At 71.5% G+C, this 17,881-nt stretch carries 13 protein-coding genes and 1 tRNA gene; 9 read left to right on the forward strand and 5 right to left on the reverse strand.

The window, feature by feature from the left end:
• Window positions 1-7 precede the first annotated feature (7 nt).
• Both nudC and AC3RX0_RS04020 read left to right on the forward strand, forming a co-directional pair.
• Window positions 8-964 carry an NAD(+) diphosphatase gene (gene nudC / locus AC3RX0_RS04015; protein ID WP_491504642.1) on the forward strand — a complete coding sequence of 319 codons (957 nt, stop codon included), beginning with the start codon at window positions 8-10 and terminating at the stop codon, window positions 962-964.
• Entirely contained in the window at window positions 961-2,748 is a 1,788-nt protein-coding gene (locus AC3RX0_RS04020) for an ATP-dependent helicase (RefSeq protein WP_491504643.1), read from the forward strand. The genes nudC and AC3RX0_RS04020 overlap by 4 nt, the downstream gene beginning before the upstream one ends.
• Before the next feature lie 750 nt (window positions 2,749-3,498).
• On the opposite strand, the gene AC3RX0_RS04025 is transcribed toward AC3RX0_RS04020, so the two are convergent.
• Window positions 3,499-4,899 (reverse strand): zinc-dependent metalloprotease, encoded by a 1,401-nt coding sequence (locus tag AC3RX0_RS04025; RefSeq protein ID WP_491504644.1) that lies wholly within the window; start codon window positions 4,897-4,899, stop codon window positions 3,499-3,501.
• Window positions 4,900-5,021: 122 nt separating this feature from the next.
• On the opposite strand from AC3RX0_RS04025, the gene AC3RX0_RS04030 reads away from it, so the two are divergent.
• The 3 genes from AC3RX0_RS04030 to AC3RX0_RS04040 all read left to right on the forward strand — a co-directional run bounded on the left by AC3RX0_RS04030 (window position 5,022) and on the right by AC3RX0_RS04040 (window position 9,331).
• Window positions 5,022-6,146: a YlbL family protein gene (locus AC3RX0_RS04030; RefSeq protein WP_491504645.1), complete on the forward strand. Its 1,125-nt coding sequence runs from the start codon at window positions 5,022-5,024 to the stop codon at window positions 6,144-6,146.
• Window positions 6,147-6,191: 45 nt separating this feature from the next.
• Window positions 6,192-9,095: a UPF0182 family membrane protein gene (locus tag AC3RX0_RS04035; protein ID WP_491504646.1), complete on the forward strand. Its 2,904-nt coding sequence runs from the start codon at window positions 6,192-6,194 to the stop codon at window positions 9,093-9,095.
• A gap of 159 nt (window positions 9,096-9,254) precedes the next feature.
• Window positions 9,255-9,331 (forward strand) — tRNA-Met (locus AC3RX0_RS04040).
• 51 nt (window positions 9,332-9,382) lie between these two features.
• Here the strand turns inward: AC3RX0_RS04040 and AC3RX0_RS04045 are convergent.
• Window positions 9,383-9,940, reverse strand: coding sequence for a flavin reductase family protein (locus tag AC3RX0_RS04045; RefSeq protein WP_491504647.1), 558 nt, complete (start codon window positions 9,938-9,940; stop codon window positions 9,383-9,385).
• Window positions 9,940-10,287 carry a carboxymuconolactone decarboxylase family protein gene (locus AC3RX0_RS04050; protein WP_491504648.1) on the reverse strand — a complete coding sequence of 116 codons (348 nt, stop codon included), beginning with the start codon at window positions 10,285-10,287 and terminating at the stop codon, window positions 9,940-9,942. The genes AC3RX0_RS04045 and AC3RX0_RS04050 overlap by 1 nt, the downstream gene beginning before the upstream one ends.
• Before the next feature lie 84 nt (window positions 10,288-10,371).
• On the opposite strand from AC3RX0_RS04050, the gene AC3RX0_RS04055 reads away from it, so the two are divergent.
• The gene (locus tag AC3RX0_RS04055) at window positions 10,372-11,190 is read left to right on the forward strand and encodes a carbon-nitrogen hydrolase family protein (RefSeq protein WP_491504649.1); all 819 of its coding nucleotides are present in this window, start codon (window positions 10,372-10,374) and stop codon (window positions 11,188-11,190) included.
• Here the strand turns inward: AC3RX0_RS04055 and AC3RX0_RS04060 are convergent.
• Entirely contained in the window at window positions 11,169-12,389 is a 1,221-nt protein-coding gene (locus AC3RX0_RS04060) for a pyridoxal phosphate-dependent aminotransferase (protein WP_491504650.1), read from the reverse strand. The two genes, AC3RX0_RS04055 and AC3RX0_RS04060, sit on opposite strands and share 22 nt — an antisense overlap.
• A 117-nt stretch (window positions 12,390-12,506) precedes the next feature.
• Between AC3RX0_RS04060 and AC3RX0_RS04065 the strand changes: the two genes are divergently transcribed.
• The 3 genes from AC3RX0_RS04065 to AC3RX0_RS04075 are packed head-to-tail and all read left to right on the forward strand — an operon-like array spanning window position 12,507 to window position 16,769.
• Window positions 12,507-13,976, forward strand: coding sequence for a S1C family serine protease (locus AC3RX0_RS04065; protein WP_491504651.1), 1,470 nt, complete (start codon window positions 12,507-12,509; stop codon window positions 13,974-13,976).
• A 40-nt stretch (window positions 13,977-14,016) separates the two neighbouring features.
• Window positions 14,017-15,309 (forward strand): CDP-glycerol glycerophosphotransferase family protein, encoded by a 1,293-nt coding sequence (locus AC3RX0_RS04070; RefSeq protein WP_491504652.1) that lies wholly within the window; start codon window positions 14,017-14,019, stop codon window positions 15,307-15,309.
• Complete coding sequence (locus AC3RX0_RS04075; RefSeq protein ID WP_491504653.1) at window positions 15,306-16,769, forward strand: CDP-glycerol glycerophosphotransferase family protein; 1,464 nt, start codon at window positions 15,306-15,308, stop codon at window positions 16,767-16,769. The genes AC3RX0_RS04070 and AC3RX0_RS04075 overlap by 4 nt, the downstream gene beginning before the upstream one ends.
• Window positions 16,770-16,783: 14 nt before the next feature.
• On the opposite strand, the gene AC3RX0_RS04080 is transcribed toward AC3RX0_RS04075, so the two are convergent.
• Window positions 16,784-17,878, reverse strand: coding sequence for a glycosyltransferase family 2 protein (locus AC3RX0_RS04080; RefSeq protein ID WP_491504654.1), 1,095 nt, complete (start codon window positions 17,876-17,878; stop codon window positions 16,784-16,786).
• Window positions 17,879-17,881: the final 3 nt, after the last annotated feature.

The following is a 17,881-nucleotide window of genomic DNA, read 5'->3' on the forward strand; positions in this document are numbered from 1 at the left end:
GGGATCGATGACCGCACAATCGCGCGACCAGCTGCACGACCGATCGCCCGAGGCGGGGCCGGCGCTCGGTCGCCCCGGTTTCGACCGCAGCGCGCACGAGCGTGCAGACGCCGAGCTCGTCTCGCGATTGCGGGCGGATGCCTCGACCCGCACGCTGGTCGTCCGTGCGGACCGGGTCGAGGTCGATGCCGACGGGCGACTGCGCCACCGCCGTCCCGACGAGGTGCCCGGCGAAGCGCAATGGGCGTTCCTCGGCCGGACGGCCGAGGGCGCGCCGCTGCTGGGGGCCGTGCTCGACCCCGAGGCGCCGGGCGGCGACGACGGGGCGTGGGTGTCGCTGCGCCAGGCCGGCGCGAACCTGTCGGCGCCGGAGGCCGATGCGTTCGTCACCGCCGTGGCTCTCGGCCGCTGGCTGCGCGAATCCTCGTTCTGCCCGTCGTGCGGGGCGGCCACGCGGGTGCATGCCTCCGGCTGGGCGCGCATGTGCGACGACTGCGGACGCGAGCACTTCCCGCGCACGGACCCGGCCGTGATCATGGCCGTCGAGAGCGCGGCGGGCCCCGCCCGGCTGCTGCTGGGCTCGAACGTGCTGTGGGGCGCGGACCGCTTCTCGTGCTTCGCCGGGTTCGTCGAGGCCGGCGAGTCGGCCGAGGCGGCGGTCGAGCGCGAGCTGCGCGAAGAGGCGGGCATCCGCGTGCACGACGTGCGCTACCGCTCGTCGCAGGCGTGGCCGTATCCGCGCTCGCTCATGCTCGGGTTCCGCGCCCGCGCCGTCGCCGACGACGAAGCGCAGCCGGACGGCGACGAGATCGCGGCACTGCGCTGGTTCACGCGCGCCGAGATCGGCGAGGCCCTGCAGCGGGAGGCCTGGGGCGACGAGGCGGGCGGCGACGGCATCCGGCTTCCCGGCCCGGCCTCGATCGCGCACCGGCTGATCGCCGAGTGGTACGCGGAGACCGAGTGAACGGCCCGCTGGACGGCCTCGACCCGCAGCAGCTCGAGGCCGCGAAGGCGCTGCGCGGGCCGGTGTGCGTGCTTGCCGGCGCCGGCGCCGGCAAGACCCGGGTGATCACCCACCGCATCGCGCACGGCGTCGACACCGGCGCCTATTCACCGAACCGGGTGATGGCCGTGACGTTCACGGCGAAGGCCGCGGGCGAGATGCGCGGGCGGCTGCGCAGACTGGGCGTGGGGGGAGTGGCCGCCCGCACGTTCCACGCTGCGGCGCTCGCGCAGCTGAACTTCTTCTGGCCCACGGTGGCCGGCGACACGGCGCCCGCGATCGTCGACAACAAGGTGCGCCTGCTCGCGCACGCCGCCGACGGCATCGGCCTGTCGCTGGACACGCCGATCCTGCGCGACGCGGCCGCCGAGATCGAATGGCGCAAGGTGACGATGCGCTCGATCGAACGCTATGCGGCAGACCGGCCTGCGGGGGTCACCGGGCTCGGCATCGAGCGTCTCGTCGATCTGCAGCGCGCGTACGAGAAGCTCAAGGACGAGCGCCGCCAGCTCGACTTCGAGGACGTGCTGCTGGCCTGCTCGGGAATGATCGAGGCCGAGCCGCGGGTGGCCGCGGCCGTCCGCGAGCAGTACCGGCACTTCACGGTGGACGAGTACCAGGACGTATCGCCGCTGCAGAACCGCCTGCTGGAGCTGTGGCTCGGCCAGCGCCGGGACCTGTGCGTGGTGGGCGACGCGAGTCAGACGATCTATTCGTTCGCCGGCGCCGATGCGTCGTACCTGCGCGACTTCGGCACCCGCTACCCGGACGCGACCGTGGTGCGCCTCTCGACCAGCTATCGGTGCGCCGAGCCGGTGCTCGGGGTGGCCAACGACCTCATGCGCGGCCGCCCCGGCGCGCTGCACCTGACCGCTGCCGTCCCGTCTGGCGCTCCCTCGGCTGCCTTCCCCGCGGGAGCTGCCGCGCAGCCGACCGTGATCGCGTACGGCGACGACGCCGCAGAGGCGGCGGGCGTGGCATCCACCATCGCGGCTCGGCTGCGCGAGGGCGTGGATCCGCGCGAGGTCGCCGTGCTGTACCGTGCGCACGCGCAGTCCGCGGCGCTGCTGCAAGCGCTGGCGGCTGAGCAGATCCCGGCGACGGTTCTCGGCGGCCGTCGGTTCTTCGACATGCCCGAGGTGCGTCAGGCCGTGCTTGCGCTGCGCGGCGCCTCGGTCGCCCCGAGCAGCGGCGGACTGGTGGATGCCGTGCGCGACGTGCTGCGTTCGCTCGGGCTCAGCGACGACCCGCCGCCGGCGGGCAGGGCTGTGCGCGACGCCTGGGAGGCGCGGCGCGCCCTGCTGCGGCTCGCCGAGGAGGCCCCGGCGGATGCGACGCTGCGCACGTTCACCGATGATCTCATGGCGCGCGCGAAGGATCAGCACGAACCGGGCATGCGGACGGTGACCCTCGCGACGTTGCACGCCGCGAAGGGTCTGGAGTGGCGGCACGTGCACATCGTCGGCATGTCCGAGGGGCTGCTGCCGATCTCGTACGCCTCGACGTTCGAGCAGATCGACGAGGAGCGCCGCCTGGCCTATGTCGGCGTCACGCGGGCTGCGCGAACGCTGTCGTTGTCGTGGTCGCGCGGCGGCGACGGGATGCGGGAGCGTCAGCCGTCGCGGTTCCTGCGAGAGATCGGCAGCCGCACGCTGCGTGCGGTCGATGCGTCCGCCACGCGCGGCGGTGGGAGCCCGCGGACAGCGTCATCGAGCGCGCGACGTCCCCGCGGCTCCGGTCGCTGAGCATCCGCCCCGCCACCAGCCCGGCCTCGGCGACCAGCCCGGCCGGGGCGGGCGGCGGCGCCGCGTGGAGCAGCTGGGCCGCCACGACCGGCCACGTCGGGTCGGCGAGACTGTGCTCGGCCTCGATGCACATGAGACAGGGCGTCGTCCCCGGCTCGATCACCGGGCCGATCGTCACGGTGTCGCCGTGCAGCACGATCGGCAGGTGCCGGATGTCGGCGCGCACGAGCTGCGCCGCGTGCCACGGGTCGACCACGTGCGCGGCGACGATGACGACGGCGTCGGCCTGATCACGGCTCGATGCGATCGCCGCCCCCTGCACCCGCAGCGCCGCCGCGGCCTGGGCGCGGGCGCCCTCGAGCGGTTCCCCGTCCGCCTCGACGGCGATCCGGTCGGTCTCTGCGACGCTCGGTGGGGCGAGCACCGGCGCGAGCCGCGCGACGAGCGCATGCGCGCCGGGGGCGGTGCCGCCCAGGGCGATCGCGACCGGTTCGAGGGCCGTCTCCGGCAGGCCGCGTGCGAGCTCTGCGACCATGCGCTCCTGCCACGGGGCGGGATGCTCCAGCCGCACACTGCCGTCGGGCCCGAACTGAAGGACATCGGGCGTGCGCCACACCGGAGGACGGGACGGATCGAGTACCAGCATCCACCGATTGTGCGCCTGCGCGCGCACCCCGTGTCCGCTGTCCACAGGCACGGGCCGCAATCGTGCGTTCGGGGGCCGCCTGGGGAGGAGGCGGCGACGAAGGGTCAGACCGGACGCGGTCCCTGCGGGTCCTCGGCGTCCGGACCCTCGGACGCGTCCGGGCCCTCGGGCTCGTGCGGCGGGAACTCGCCGCGCAGCAGCGCGTCCAGGGCGTCGTCCATCTCGTCGCGGGGGGCCTGCTCGCCCCGAGAGCGCGCCTGCAGCCGGGTGATCAGGTCGGACGGGTCGTCGATATCGTCCGACGTCGGCATCAGGTCGGAGTAGTCCCACAGCGCATCGCGGTCGGCGACCCCGACCGCGTCGGTCACGGCGCGCCACATGGCCGCCGCCTCGCGCATGCGGCGCGGTCGCAGCTCGAGGCCCACGAGCGATCCCAGCGCCTTCTCTGCGGGACCGCCCACCGCCCGCCGCCGGCGCACGGCCTCAGCGATCCGGTCGGCCGAGGGCAGGCGCTCGGTCGCGTCCGAGGTGACGACCTCGACCCAGCCCTCGATGGTGGCCAGCAGGTTCTCGAGCCGGGTCAGCGCCGCCGTCTGCGCCTCGGACCGGGCGGGCAGCAGCGCTCCGCTCTCGAGCGCCTCGCGAAGCTCCTGCGGATTGTTCGGGTTGAAGCGGCCGGCCATGTCCTCGAGCGCCTCGGTGTCGACGTGTACGCCGCGGGCGAACTCGGTCACCTGTGCGATCACGTGCAGGCGCAGCCACCGCGCGTGCCGGAACAGGCGCGCGTGGGCGAGCTCGCGCGTGGACAGATACAGGGCGAGCTGGTCTTCGGGCACCTCGAGGTCCCGGCCGAAGTCGGCGAAGTTCTGCGGCAGGATCGCGGCGTCGCCCGCGGGCATCACGGGGATCCCGACGTCGCCGCCCGAGACCACCTGCAGCGACAGCTGGCCCAGCACCTGGCCGAGCTGCGTGGCGAACATGCTGCCGCCGAGGGTGCGCATCACCTGGCCCGCCCCCTGCACGAGCTGCTGCATCTCTTCGGGCGCCTGCGTGCGCAGCGCCTCGGTGAGGGCGTCGGCGATGCTCGTGGCGACGGGCTCGGCCAGCTCCTGCCACACGGGCAGGGTCGCCTCGACCCACTGGCCGCGGGTGAGGGCGCGCGGCGCCGACCCGAGGTCCGAGATCGCCGTGGCCTCGCTCAGCCATAGGGCGGCCAGGGCGAACGCCTGGTCGAATTCGCCGCGCTGGCCGGCCGTGATGCCGAGGTCGCTCTGGTTGGCGATGTGCAGCGCCTGCCGCTTGGCGAGCTCCCACGAGATCCCGCCGGCGGGTGCGTCGCGGAACGCCTGCTGCATCTGCTGCATGATGCCCTGCATCATCGCCGGGTCGACGCCCAGCGCGCGCAGCTGCTCGAGCTGCTCAGGATCGGGCATGCCCGATTCGCCGAACAGCTGCCGCATGAGTTCGGCGAAATCGTCTTCGGGGGAGCGGTCGTCGTCTGCCACTTCAGTCGCCTTTCAGCAGGGTGTCCGCGTGTGGTTCTACGCTAGTCGCACGGATCCCCGTGATCTGCGGCCGAGGGCTCCTCGCATGTACGCCGGTCGCGAACGAGCTGGAGAGGAACCCTGTGGCACTGTTCGACGAGAACGTGACGGTCACGCCTGCGCCGCGCCGGCATCGCCCCCGCGGCATGGTGATCGGCGTCTGGGCGATCAGCGTGGCCGTGATCGTGCTGCTGATCCTCACCTTCCTGCCGACGGCATACGTGATCCAGCGCCCGGGCCCCGTGTTCGACACGCTCGGCAGCGCTCCGAACCAGGACGGCAAAGAGGTGCCGTTGATCACGGTCGCCGGCGCCAAGACCTACCCCACCACCGGCGCCCTCGACCTGCTCACCGTCCAGGTGGTCGGCAACCGCGAACAGACGCCCTCATGGCTGCAGCTGGCCGGCGCCTGGTTCGACCCGTCGCGAGCGGTCGTGCCCATCGACGCGGTGTTCCCGCAGGGGCAGAGCTCCCAGCAGCGCGATCAGGAGTCGGCCGAGATGATGGTCGATTCGCAGAAGGAGGCCACCGCCGCCGCCCTGATCGAGCTCGGCTACACGGTGACCCCCAAGATCACGGTGTACTCGCTGGTCGATGCATCGGCGGCCACCGGCATCCTGCAGAAGGGCGACGTGATCACAGGGGCCGACGGCACGAAGATCACGGATGCCGACACCCTGCGCGACGTGATCGCCAAGGCAGCCGGCACCCCGGTCGCACTGACGATCACGCGTGACGGCAAGACCGAGCACGTGTCGGTGACGCCCAAGCAGGCCACCGTCGACGGCAAGGCCACGTGGCTGATCGGAGTCACTCTCATCACCGACTTCGACTTCCCGATCGACGTGACGCTGCAGCTGGACAACGTCGGCGGCCCCTCGGCGGGCATGATGTTCGCACTGGGCATCATCGACACGATGACCCCGGGCAGCCTCAACGGCGGCAAGCGGGTTGCGGGCACCGGCACGATCGACGCCAAGGGAGAGGTCGGCCCGATCGGGGGCATCCGGCAGAAGATGTACGGTGCGGTCGGTGCGGGCGCACGCTACTTCCTGGCGCCGGCGTCGAACTGCGACGAGGTCGTGGGACACATCCCGGCGGGGCTGCGCGTGTTCTCGGTCAAGACGCTGCACGACTCGCTGCGGGTGCTGGACACGGTGAAATCCGGCGGCGACCTGAACGCGCTTCCCACGTGTCACGGGGCCTGAGCGCTTCCGGCTGGCACTTGTCGCGAGGACTCCTAGGATGAGGGGGTGACCTCCACCCCCTCGCCCGCACCGGCCACACCCCGTCGTTCGCGTCGCGTCGTCGCGATCTCCCTCGCCATCATCGCCGTGCTGGTGGTGGCGTTCTTCGTCTTCGCGAACCTGTACACCGACTGGCTGTGGTACGGCCAGCTGGGCTTCGAGGGGGTACTCCTGGCCGGCTGGGGCTGGCGCCTGGGCATGTTCGCCGTCGGGTTCCTCGGGATGGCCGTGCCGGTGTGGCTTTGCATCCAGCTGGCCTACCGGCTGCGACCGGTGTACGCGCGGTTGAGCTCCCAGCTGGACCGCTACCAGGAGGTCGTCGAGCCGCTGCGCCGGCTCGCCATGTGGGGCATTCCGACCTTCTTCGGGTTCTTCGCCGGGTTCGCGGCATCCACCCAGTGGGACACGACGGCACTGTGGGTCAACGGCGTGACCACGAAGGTCACCGATCCGCAGTTCCACCTCGACACCGGCTTCTACATGTTCGCCATGCCGTTCTACAGCGCGGTGCTCGGCTTCAGCTCGGCGGTGCTGCTGATCTGCCTTCTCGTCTCGGCCGTGGTGTCGTACCTGTACGGCTCGGTCCGCATCGCCCAGCGCGAGCTGCGCATCTCGAAGGCCGCGCGCATCCAGTTCGCGGTGCTCGCCGGCGTCTACCTGATGCTGCAGGCGGCGAGCCTGTGGCTGGACCGGTACAAGACGATGGTCAGCGACAACGGGCAGATCACCGGCCCCGACTACACCACCGTGAACGCGGTGATCCCCGGGCAGATGATCCTCGCGGTCATCGCCGCGATCGTGGCGATCCTGTTCTTCGTCACCGCCGTGGTGGGCCACTGGCGGTACCCGCTGATCGCGACGGCCCTGCTGATCGTCTCGGCGATCGTGCTGGGGATGGCCTACCCGTGGGTGGTCAACGCGGTGCAGGTCCGGCCGAACCAGCTGAGCCTTCAGCCGAAGTACTACCAGCGCAACATGCAGGCCACCGATGTCGCCTACGGCCTGGACGGGATGCAGACCACGGACTTCGCCGCCAAGACCGACGTCACGAAGGGGCAGCTGCGCTCGGACGCGCAGACGACCGCGCAGATCCGCATCATGGATCCCGCGATCATCGGGCCGACGGTGCAGCAGCTCGAGCAGTACCGCTCGTACTACCAGTTCAAGAACCCGCTGGACGTCGACCGGTACCAGCTGAACGGCAGCTCGCAGGACGCCGTGGTCTCGGTCCGCGAGTTGAACCTGTCGGCGCTCGGCGCCCAGGCGTCGTGGCAGAACTCGACGCAGATCTACACGCACGGCTACGGCATCGTGATCGCCAAGGGCAACGCCCGCACCACCGACGGCAAGCCGGTCTTCCTCGAGCGGGGCATCCCCGCCAGCGGGTTCCTGTCCGGCGGCAAGGATTTCCAGCCCCGCGTCTACTTCGGCGAGAGCTCGCCGACGTATTCCATCGTCGGTGCACCGAAGGGCTCGTCGCCCATCGAGCTGGACTATCTGTCCGGCACCGACAAAGAGGTGAAGACGACGTTCGACGGCAACGGCGGGCCGAACATCGGCAGCTGGTTCAACCGGCTCGTGTACGCGCTGAAGTTCCAGTCCGAGCAGATCCTGTTCTCCGACAGCATCAACCCCGATTCCCAGATCCTCTACGATCGCGACCCGTCTCTGCGGGTGAAGAAGGCGGCGCCGTACCTGACGCTCGACAACGACGCGTACCCCACCGTGGTGAACGGGCGCATCGTGTGGGTCGTGGACGGCTACACAACCAGCGCGGACTACCCGTACTCGCACACGACCAGCTTCTCGAAGGCCATCGCCGACTCGTCGAACCCGACGCCCACGATCGCGATGGACGACATCAACTACATCCGCAACTCGGTCAAGGCGACCGTGGACGCGTACGACGGAAAGGTCACCCTGTACGCGTGGGATGACCAGGATCCGGTGCTGAAGGCATGGCAGAAGGTGTATCCGAACACGGTCAAGCCGCTGTCGGACATGTCGGGCGAGCTGATGAGCCACGTGCGCTACCCGACGGACCTGTTCAAGGTGCAGCGGTCGATCCTCGGCACGTACCACGTCAGTGACCCGCAGTCGTTCTACCGCGGCGACAACAAGTGGATCACCCCGAACGACCCGCAGAACCGCGACGAGCTGCAGCCGCCGTACTACCTGACGATGGCGATGCCCGGCCAGGATGCTCCGCAGTACTCGATGTTCACGAGCTACATCCCCGAGGGATCCAGCGAGACCTCGCGCAACGTGCTGATGGGCTATCTGTCCGTCGACTCGAACGCCGGCGACAAGGCGGGCACCAAGCGCGCGGACTACGGCAAGCTGCGCATGCTCGAGATCAGCGCCGAGACGCCCGTGCCCGGTCCCGGCCAGGTGCAGGCCAACTTCGACGCGCAGCCGGACGTCTCGCAGTACATCAACCTGCTCAAACAGGGGCAGTCCCAGGTGCTGTCCGGCAATCTCCTGACCCTGCCGGTCGGCGGCGGATTCCTGTACGTGCAGCCGGTGTTCGTGCAATCGTCCGGTGAGACCAAGGTGCCGACCCTGCAACGGGTGCTCGTCGCGTTCGGCGACCAGGTGGCGTTCGAAGACACGCTGGCCGACGCGCTGAACTCCCTGTTCGGCGGTGACTCCGGCGCCTCCACGGGCGACGAGAACGTGACGCCGACCCCGACACCGTCGGGAACGCCGACGAGCAAGCCCGGCGGCGGGGGCCAGACCAACCCGGGCACCTCGGTCCAGTTCCAGGCCGCGCTGCAGCAGGCGAAGGCCGCCATGACCGCCCGTCAGGCCGCCCTCGAGAAGGGCGACTGGGCTGCCTACGGCAAGGCGGACGCCGAGCTCACGCAGGCGATCGACACCCTGCTGCGCCTGGAGGGTCAGCAGCCCTGACCGTCAGTCGCGTCACGCATCGACGTCGGAGGTGCCCGGTACCACCGAAGATGTGATCGGCTCAGCGAACATCGTCGACGAGGTCGAGTGGCTCGACCCCGATCGGTACCTCGCTCGATTCGCCCCCTGCGGCTGAGCATGTTAGGCTTTTCTACGTGCCGCGGGGTGGAGCAGCTCGGTAGCTCGCTGGGCTCATAACCCAGAGGTCGTAGGTTCAAATCCTGCCCCCGCAACCAGAAGAAGGCCCTCGCGAAAGCGAGGGCCTTCTGCTTTGCGCCGAGGCCTTCTCAGCGCCGATAATCCGAGCGCCAGCGCACGAGCGGGCGGGCGCCGGCTGGCGCATCCGAGCCCATCGCGACCACGCGCCCGACCACCAGCCGGTGCGTGGCCACATCGTGCACCTCGGTCACCCGCAGCTCGAACCACGCCAGCGCGCCCGTCAGCAGCGCAGGTCCCTCCGGCTCACGCCGGAAGAACGGCACCTGGTCGAGCAGACCCACCAGGGGAGCGCCGCTCCAGCCGAGCCGGTCGGCGACCTGAGACTGCCCGTCGGCGAGCAGACTCACCGCGAACCGGCCCTCCTCGGCCACGACATCCGCGATCCGCGACAGCTCGTAGAGGCTCACGAGCATCGTCGGCGGGTCGTACGACACCGACAGGAAGTCGGTGACAGTCACGGCGTGATCCCACCGTCCCGTGCGGGCGGTGACGACCGCGACGCCCTTGGCCGCCTGCGTGGAGGCGACCTTGTACGCGTCCTGGTCGGCGGCCGTGGGCACCGCCGCCAGCACGCGTGCGGCGTGCGGAGGGGGAGTGGATGCCGCGGCCGCGGACCGATCGGGCATCAGACGTGCGCGTGGCCGTGGACGGCGTCCAGCGCGTTCAGAGCGATGACCGAGTGCGCGTACGCCCCACCTGCGCGCATCTCGGCCGCGACCCAGATCGCCTCCATGATCTCCTCGTCCGACGCCCCCTTGCGTGCGGCCAGTTTCGTGTGCCCGTCGATGCAGTACGGGCACTGCGTGGTGTGCGCGACGGCCACCGCGATCAGCTGCTTCGTCTTCTCGTCCAAGGCGCCGGCGGCGAACACCTGTGCGCTGAACGCCTCGAACGCCGCCGCGGTCTCCGGGGCGAGTTCACGGCGCCTGCGGGCCATCTCAGGGGTGCGCTTGGGATACATGGAGTCGGTCATGACGTTCCTTTCGTCTGTCGATCTCAGGCTATGCCCGTCGCGACACGGGTTGCCCGGTGCGCGCAGCGCGGGGAGGATGGAGCCATGACCGAGCCGATCCCGTCCGACGCTCCGGTCGCCGTGGCCGTCGCGCAGTTCGCGCCGACGGCGGATGCCGCAGCCAACCTCGACGAGATCGGGCGGCTGACGGCGCTCGCGGCGGGGCGGGGAGCCGACGTGGTGGTCTTCCCCGAGTACTCCAGCGCCTTCGTCGACCCGTTCGACGAGACCCTGGCCACACTCGCGCAGGATCTCGACGGCCCGTTCACCGCGGGTCTTTCGGCGCTGGCGGCCGAACACGGCGTCCTCGTCGTCGCCGGGCTGCTCGAGCGCGCCCACGGCGTACGCGTACACAACACCGTGGTGGCCGTCGACGCCGGCGGCGTCCGCGCGCGCTACCGCAAGACGCACCTGTACGACGCGTTCGGGCAGCGCGAGTCCGACTGGATCGAGCCCGGCACGCTCGTACCGCCCGAGACGTTCCAGGTCGGTGGACTGCGCTTCGGCATGCAGACCTGCTACGATCTGCGCTTCCCCGAGGTGACGCGCACGCTCGCCGACGCGGGCGCAGACGTCGTGCTGATCCCCGCCGAATGGGTGCGCGGACCGCTCAAAGAGCACCACTGGCGCACGCTCATCCTCGCCCGTGCCATCGAGAACACGGTGTTCGTCGCGGGTGCAGACCACCCGCCGCCGCTCGGCGTCGGACATTCGATGATCGTCGATCCGCAGGGGGTCGCGGTCGCGACCGTGGGCACCGCCACCGATGTCGCCGTCGCGCACCTCGAGCCGACGGCGATCGCGGCCGTCCGCCGCGTCAACCCGTCTCTGCAGCTGCGCCGCTACCGGGTGGTCGCGGACTGAGCGCGCAGACGCTGCAGCCGCTTCGAGGCATCCTCGATCACGTCCACGCGCTTGCACGCGGCGAACCGGACGAACGAGGCGTACTCGGCGCGCCTGCCGGGGGTGACGAACGCCGTCAGGGGAATGCCGACCACTCCGGCGCGCTCGGGCAGCTCGCGGCAGAACCGCGCGGCGTCCCGCACCCCGAGGGGTGCCGCGTCGACGACCGTGAAGTACGTGCCCTGCGGGCGCAGCACGGTGAAGCCGGCGCCCACCAGCCCCTCGCCCAGCAGCACGCTCTTGGCGTGCAGCGCCGCCGCGGCCCCGGCGAAGTACGCATCGGGCAGCCGCAGCGCGGTGGCGACCGCCGGCTGGAACGGGGCGCCGTTCACGTAGGTGAGGAACTGCTTGACCGCCAGCACCGCGTCCACCAGATGGGCGGGACCGGTGATCCAGCCGATCTTCCAGCCGGTCACCGAGAACGTCTTGCCCGCCGACGAGATCGACAGCGTGCGCTCCCACGCGCCCGGCAGCGTCGCGATCGGCACATGGACGTCGCCGAACACCAGATGCTCGTACACTTCGTCGGTGAGCACGATCGCGTCGTGACGCTCGGCGAGCCGCACGATCTCAGTGCGCACGTCGGCCGTGAACACCGTCCCGGTGGGGTTGTGCGGATCGTTGACGAGGATCACGCGGGTGCGCTCGCTCACCGCCGCGCGCAGGTCGTCGAGGTCGGGCTGGAAGTCGGGCGCCCGCAGCGGAACGGGCACCAACCGCGCGCCCGCCAGCGCGATGCAGGCGGCGTAGGAGTCGTAGTACGGCTCGAAGACGACCACCTCGTCACCGGGCTCACCGGTCAGCGCCAGCAGCGCTGCGGCGATCGCCTCGGTCGCGCCCGCGGTCACCACGACGTCGCGCTCCGGGTCGGGACGCAGCCCGTAGAACCGGTGCTGATGCTCGGCGATCGCCGTGCGCAGATCCGGGATGCCGCGGCCCGGCGGGTACTGGTTGACCCCGTCGGCGATCGCCGCGCGCGCCGCCTCGAGCACCTCGGCCGGACCGTCCTCGTCGGGGAAGCCCTGCCCCAGATTGATCGCACCCGTGCGCGCCGCCAGGGCGCTCATCTCTGCGAAAATAGTAGGGATGCCGCGGCCGTCGGCGTCGAGCAGCCCCGCGCCGTCGGCGGTGCGGCGCCAGGCACCGTGAAGCTCTTGCACGGCGTCCACGCTACTCGCACAGCGCACACGCGAGTCGCATAGCTACGGCGGAGACTCGCCATAAGGAAAACACAGGATCTCTCGGCAAGCTGTTCCCATCAGCGTGAAGGAGCAACCATGAGCGACAACCCGGACCTCCGTCCCGAGGACGACAACGCCACGTCCGCCGTGCCTCCGGTGCCGCCCGTGGCGGGGTCGGGCGGCGACGACCGGATCCCGCCGCGCCCGCCCGCACCCGCAGCGGCAGCGGCATCCCAGCCGACCGCGCCGGTTCCGCCGGCGGCGTCCGCGCAGCCGAACCAGCAGACCCAGCCATACCCGGGTGCGGGCTTCGGGATCCTCGCACCCGCCCAGCCGCAGGAGCCGGCCGCGGCGGCCGCACCCGCCAAGCCGAAGACCGGCGCGGGCCGGATCACGGCGCTCATCGTCGCCGCGGCGGTCGTCGGCGGCGCCGTGGGGCTCGGCGGCGCCTGGGCAGGCTTCAACCTGTGGGGCCCGGCCGACAACTCGTCCGCGGCAGGCCCGAGCGTGGTCACCGTCAACAACACCGACAGCGTGAACGCGACGGCGGCGATCGCGACCAAGGTCGTGCCCAGCGTCGTGACGATCAACGTCTCGTCCGGCAACAACGGTGGGACCGGGTCGGGCGTGGTGCTCAGCAAGGACGGCTACATCCTGACCAACACCCACGTGGTGACCCTGGACGGCCAGAGCGGCGACCCCTCGATCTCGGTCACGACCTCGGACGGGCACATCTACCAAGCCTCGATCGTCGGCACCGATCCGGTCTACGACCTGGCCGTGATCAAGCTCAAGGGCGCCACGGACCTCACCCCGATCAGCTGGGGCGACTCGTCGGCGCTGAACGTCGGGGACCAGACCGTCGCGATCGGCGCCCCGCTGGGGCTGTCGAACACCGTCACCACCGGCATCGTCAGCGCCCTGAACCGCTCCATCGAGATCGCCTCGTCGGCGGCGCCCAAGGGCAACGGCGACAGCAACGGCGACAACGGCCAGAACGGCGGCAGCCCGTTCTTCTTCGACTTCGGCCAGGGCCAGCAGAACCAGCAGGCGAACGAGTCGATCAAGATCGCCGTGATCCAGACCGATGCGCCGATCAACCCGGGCAACTCCGGCGGCGCGCTGGTCGACAGCCAGGGCCGGCTGGTCGGCATCAACGTGGCGATCGCCTCGACCGGCAGCACGTCGTCGTCGGCGCAGTCGGGCTCGATCGGGGTGGGCTTCTCGATCCCGTCCGACGTCGCCCACCGCATCGCGAACGAGCTGATGAAGAGCGGCAAGGCGAGCCACGGACTGCTCGGCGCCAGCGTGCGCGACGCCTCGGGCGTGCAGGGCGCGACGATCACCGGCGCCTACGTCGTGGACGTCAGCCCCGGCGGGGGAGCGGCCAAGGCAGGGCTCCAGCAGGGCGACATCATCACGTCGTTCAACGGCGTTCCGGTCACCGGCGCGGTGGACCTCACCGCCCAGGTCCGCGCCGACGCGGCCGGCTCCAGCGCCAAGCTCAGCTACGTGCGCGACGGCCGGACGAACACGGTCGAGGTGACGCTCGGCACCCTGAAGTAGACGTCAGGAACAGGACGCCACCCCGCGATAGGCTCGCGGGGTGGCGTCCTTTTCGTTCAGCACGGGCAACGCGGCCAAGCTGTTGCGGATCCCGCTGTACGCCGCCGGTCGCCTGGCGACCGTCCTGATTCCGCGCACGGCGGATGACTGGGTGTTCGGGTGCGGGGCCGGCATCGGCGACGGCGCCCTGGCGCTGTGGCGCCACACGGCGCCCGAGGGTCGGCGGGCCGTGTGGCTGACCGGATCGGCGCGCGAGGAGCGCGACGCGGCAGCCCACGGCATCCCGACCCTGCCCAAGCACTCCGTCCGCGGCTTCTGGCGCACCGCGCGGGCACGCGTCGTCGTCGTCACGCACGGGTTCGGCGACGTGAACCGGTACGCCGTGGACGGCGCGTTCGTGGTGCAGCTGTGGCACGGCATCCCGCTCAAGCGCATCGGCATCGACTCGCCCGAGACGGTGCGCGTGCCCGCGCGGCTGCAGCGGATGCCGGGGGCCCGGCTCGTGCGGCGGCTCATCGCCGCGCTCTACCGGCGGGCGACCCGCAGGATCGACCTCATCCCCGCGGCGTCGCACCTCGTGCGCGCAAGACTGGAGTCGGCGTTCTCGCTGCCCGACCGCTCGGTGCCGGTGACCGGCGAGCCGCGCGTGGACGTGCTCTCGCAGGGGGATGCCGCGACCCGGCGCGAACGGGCGCGCGACGCGGTGCGCACCGCCGTGGGCGACGTGGGCGCGGCCCGTCTCGTGCTGTACGCGCCGACATGGCGCGATGGGGAAGCGGACCCCGCCGTGCCGACCGCCGCGGAATGGGAACGGATCGGCGACATGCTGGAGCGTCGCGACGCCGTGCTGCTCGTGCGCTCGCATCCGCTGGGCGCGGGCGGCTACCGGCCGCCTGCGGCGCTCGCGTCCCGGGTGCGCACGATCGGCAGCGACCTCGTGAACGACATCACGCCGCTGCTGCCCGCCTTCGACACCTTGATCACCGACTATTCGTCGCTCTGTTTCGACGCGGGGCTCGTGCCGCTGCCGACCGTGTTCTTCGCCCCGGACCTCGACGACTACGTCGCCCGGCGCGGCCTGTACGGCACGTATGCCGAGGTCGCCGGCGCCGAGGACGCCGCGGCGGACTGGCCGCAGGCCGTCGCCCGGCTGGACGCGCTCCTCGGCGACGACGCCGTGCGCGACGAGCACCTGGCGCGTGCCCGCGCACTCAGCGATCGCGTGCACGCCTTCGCCGACGGGCGCAACACCGAGCGGGTCCGACGCGCGATCGCCGCGCGCCTGGCGCCCCGAGACACTCATCGACCCCGCCGAACGGGAGGACGACCGTGACCGACGCGCGATTCGAAGCGCATCCCACTCCTGCCCTCATCCTGCAGGGCACCGGACCCCGCCCCGCCCGGGCGACGCTCGCGGGCGCGCGGGCGCGCGTGACCGGCACCATCACCGGCGGCGGCAGGACCTGGCGGGTCGTGCTGCCATTGCACGCGTCGCGCTGGAGCGGGCCGGTGCTGCCGGTTCCGTCGGGGGAGTACCGCCTGGTCGTCGAGGCCCCCGACGGCTCCGAGGTCGGTGGGTGGGAGCCCGTGGCGGTGACCATGCTCGGAACGCTCCGCGCAGCGCTCGAGGGACCCGAGGTGCAGATCGGACCGCCCCTGGATCCGGCGTACGACTCGTGGGAGGGCCAGGCGGCCCTCGAACGGCGGTACGCGACCCGCCCCACCGATGTGCTCGAGAACGCCGTGTTCTTCGAGAGCTTCTATGGCCGCAACGCCGGCGACAATCCGGCGGCGATCGATCGTGAGATCGCCCGCCGGGCGCCGGCGGTGACCCGGTACTGGAGCGTGGTGGATCTGTCGGTGCCGGTTCCCGAGGGGGCCGTGCCGATCGTGGAGGGCTCCCCCGACTGGTGGCGCGCGCGCGGGGCTGCCCGCCTGCTGGTGGTCAACGACTGGCTGCGGCGCCGCTTCGAACGTCGACGCGGGCAGCGCGTCATCCAGACCTGGCACGGCACGCCGCTCAAGCGCCTCGCCCTGCAGCGCCCCGGGTTCGACCCGCGCCGCATGCTCGCGGTGCTGCGCGAATCGCGCCGGTGGGACGTGCTGCTGGCGCAGAACCCGTACGGCGCAGGCATCCTCCGCCGCGCGTACGCGTTCGGGCGCAGGCCGGTGTGGGTGGAGGGCTACCCGCGCAACGACGTGCTCGCCGCCGGTGATGCGGACGCGGGCCGGGGCGCGGTACGGGCGGCGCTCGGCCTCGGCGCGCACGAACGCGTGCTGCTGTACGCGCCCACGTGGCGTGACGACCGCGAGCAGATCGTGCAGTTCCTCGAGCTCGAGGCGCTGGCGGCCGACACCGGCTCGGTCGTCCTGGTGCGCGGCCATTCGCGCACCCTTCTTCCGGGAAGGGATGCCGCGGGCTCACGTATGATCGACGTCACGGCGTTCGGCGACACGGCGCAGCTGATGCTGGCCGCGGACGCCCTGATCACCGACTATTCGTCGGTGATGTTCGACTTCTCTGTGACCGGCAAGCCGATGTACTTCTTCGTGCCCGACATGGAGCACTACCGCGGTGAGCTGCGCGGGTTCTACTTCGATCTGGCCGCCAAGGCGCCTGGTCCGGTCGTGCGCACGCAGCAGGAGCTGACCGCGGCGATCGTCGCGGCGGATCCCGCGCCGTACGCCGACAAGTATGCGCGCTGGCGCGAGATGTTCAACACCCGCGAGGACGGCCACGCCGCCGAGCGGGTGGTCGCCCGGATCCTCGACCAGGGCTTCATCGAGCGCTGAGCGCGGCGCCCAGGTCAGGGCAGCGGCGTGTTGCGCGAGCCCAGCCGGGACGTGTCGACCGTGTCGTGCGCGCCGGTGATCACCCCGCCGAGGAATCCCGCTCCCCACGACAGGTGCATCGTCGGCAGCACGGCCAGCGTCCACAGCCGGTCGCGCCAGCCGGTGCCGCCGCGGCGGCCGGCGGCGACGGCGATCAACAGCACGGCGTAGGCGAGCAGCGGCAGGTAGACCAGCGAGAGGACCCACGACGGCCATCCGCCCACCACGCCGGTCAGCTGCAGGATCGCCGCCACGATCGCGGCCACGGCGACGACCACGAGCGCGGGCGGGGCGAAGAAGCGCAGCGGATTGCGCCAGCCGAACCGGCGCACCAGCTCGCCGCGCCAGGCGCCGGTCGCGCGGAACTGCTGCGCCAGGCGCGCCCAGCTCTCGCGCGGCCAGTACGTGACCGACAGCGCCGGGTCGAACCAGACGCGGTACCCCGCGCGCCGGATGCGCAGGTTCAGCTCCCAGTCCTCACCACGGCGGATCGTCTCGTCGAACAGACCCACCTCGTCGAGCACTGCGCGTCGCATGACACCCAGATAGGCGGACTCGGCCTCGCCGGCACGGGTGCTGCCGTGATAGGCGCCGCCGCCCAGGCCGATCGGGGAGTTGTAGGCGCGCGCGACCGCCCGCTGGAAGGGAGTGCGGCCGTCGGCGCGCATGACGCCGCCCACGTTCGCCGCGCGGGTAGCGGCCAGGGTCGCCACGGCCGAGCGTGCGTAGCCGGGGGAGAGCTCCGAATGCGCGTCGACGCGGATCACCGTCGGGCGCGTGCTCGCCCGGATCGCCAGGTTCAGGCCCTTCGGGATGTCGGCGCCGGGATTGTCGACGAGCACGATGCGCCCGTCGGCATCGGCCAGGCGCCGGGCGAGTTCGTTCGTGCCGTCCGTGGAGGGACCGAGTGCGAGGATGAGCTCGGCCGGCCCGTCGGTCTCCTGCGCCAGCACGGTCTCGACCGCGCGCTGCAGGTAGGCCACCTCGTTGAGCACCGGCATGACGAACGAGACACCGGCGCCGGCAGGTGGGACGGGGGCATCCTTGTGTCCGGTCGCGTCATCCTGCACCCG

This window comes from Microbacterium sp. W1-4-2, from assembly GCF_058349885.2.